This window comes from Polaribacter sp., assembly GCF_049276715.1.
In the GTDB taxonomy this organism is placed as follows: domain Bacteria; phylum Bacteroidota; class Bacteroidia; order Flavobacteriales; family Flavobacteriaceae; genus Polaribacter.
Genome location: NZ_JBASWY010000018.1, coordinates 1 through 2,211, shown reverse-complemented (window position 1 = coordinate 2,211; position 2,211 = coordinate 1). Strand labels below are relative to the sequence as shown.

General features: G+C 60.0%; 1 protein-coding gene. It reads right to left on the bottom strand.

The window, feature by feature from the left end; translation table 11 throughout:
- The coding region (locus WAO74_RS04930; RefSeq protein WP_422160063.1) for a BspA family leucine-rich repeat surface protein at positions 1-2,211 on the bottom strand (2,211 nt) is incomplete at both ends.

Sequence of the window (2,211 nt, the reverse complement as noted above, 5' to 3'; positions counted from 1 at the left end):
GGCGACTCCCCACCATCAAGGATCTCCCAGTCCATGCCTTCCAGCGCCGCACGTCGATCACTTGGCAGACCAACCGAATACGTGGTGTCCCCTGCCCCGAACTCGATGAACGTGCCGACTGCTTGGGCACCCCAACTGACGAGAAGGGCGTCGTAGTTCGCCGTGGACAGCGATGTCCTTTGCAGGATTCTGGACGCAGCATCGGACATATCGTCCTCGTCGTCACCAGATTCGAGGCTTTCCACGTTGAATGTGGCGAGGCTCTGGTCAAACGATGAAGCGTCGTAGAACATGCGATACATCGAGCGAACGGAGCTTGTATCCCATCCAGTCAACGGCTGATTGAACGCTGAGGCACCAGAGAACATCTGGGCCATGTCAGTCACGCTGGAGGTATTCCATGCTGAAATGTTCGTGTTAAAAACGGCTGCATCCTGGAACATGCGCCCCATGCTGGAAACTCTTGAGGTATCCCACTGCGAGATGTCCTGGTTGAATGCCGTCGCGCCGGAGAACATGTACGACATATTGGTGACGTTGCCGGTACTCCAACCCGTGATATCGCCGTTGAAGTTGCTGGCCCCCGCGAACACCTTGTTCATGTTCGTCACACCCGAGACGTCCCAATCGGACAAGTCAGCGTTGAACAGGGCCGCATTGGTGAAGGCCTGCGTCAGATTCGTCGTACCAGTCAGATCCAGACTGTCCTCTGCCGTCACCGTCATATTCGTTGTGCCGTAGAAGTACGAGCCAGTATTGCCCACCCGAAGCGATCCCCAGTTCGAGATGTCTAGCAACTTCTGCGCATCTTGGGTCAGCGTCACCCATCCGATGATCTGCCCCTGGATCGTGATCGTGTACTCGCCGACTTCGGCGTACGCGTGAGTCTTATCCACGTCGTCCCACGTATCAATCTCGCTGCTCGATCCATCTCCCCAGTACGCCGTGAAGTCGTAGGTGCCAGTGGAGTACAGCGGCAGCGTGACCTCGTTGTCGGCAGAGGGCCCCGTGTTGTCGGTCTTCCACGACGAAACAAACAGGTTCTCGGAAGGAGTCACCTGTGATGTTTCCGCCGAAGGCGCCGACGCTCCCACCGGGGTAATCGTCGACAAACGGAACGTGTAAGACGACTCGTTCGTCAGTCCAGTAACCGTATAGGCGTTCTCGGTTGATCCGGTATCAGCGACCACCGTCGTCCAGTCCCCGCCATCGGACTGCTCAACCTTGTAGCCAGTGATCGCAGAGCCACCGGTGTCGTTCGGGGCTAGCCAGGTGAGGACGACCTCACCGTTGCCCGGAGTGCCGAAGACTGCCGTCGGGACGCCCGGATTCGTCGTGGATACCTCGAATGACTGCTCGGCTTGTGCTGCCGCGTTGTAATTCGTGTCCGCGACCGCGTTGGCCTTAATCACACAATCACCAGCAGTCACACCCGTGACCGTGGACCCCGACACCGTGCACACACCGCTCGTTGCCGAACTGAACGTCACCGGGCTCGAGGAATCCGTCGACGCGGACACATCACCAGTGCCACCGACAACAACACTCGGCGCCTCACCAAAGGTGATCGTCTGGGTGCCCTTACCCACCGCGAACGACTGCGTCGTCGGACCCGCCGCCACATAGTTCGCTCCCTCTGGAGCCGAACCCGAGATCACACACGTCCCAGCCGTCACACCCGTGACCGTGGCCCCCGACACGGTGCAGTAATCCGTGGAGTCAGAGGTGAACACGACCGTCTCACCCGAGGTCGCGGTGGCCGACACATCACCAGTCGCACCAACCAGAACCGACGGGGCAGACCCGAACGAAATCGAGGCAGCGGCCTTCGCGACCTCAAACGTCTGAATCACCGGCGTCGCTTCCACATAATCCGCGTCACCAGCCTGCGTCGCGGTGATCGAACACGTCCCCGCACCCACCAACGCCACCGTCGCATCCGCGACCGTGCACACACCGGTCGTCGTGGACTCAAACACCACAACACCACCCGGCGCAGTCGCGGACAACGACACCTCACCGCCACCAAACGTCGTATCCGCCGGATCCGTGAAATCAATCGGATTCGCGGCCTTCACCAACACCGCATCAGAAGCCGCCGACGCGGGCGACGTCCCCGCGTCACTGGTCGCTGTCACCGTGAACGTGTACGACACACCCGTGGTCAAACCCTCAACAACACACGTGGTCGTGTCCCCATCACCCGTCGTG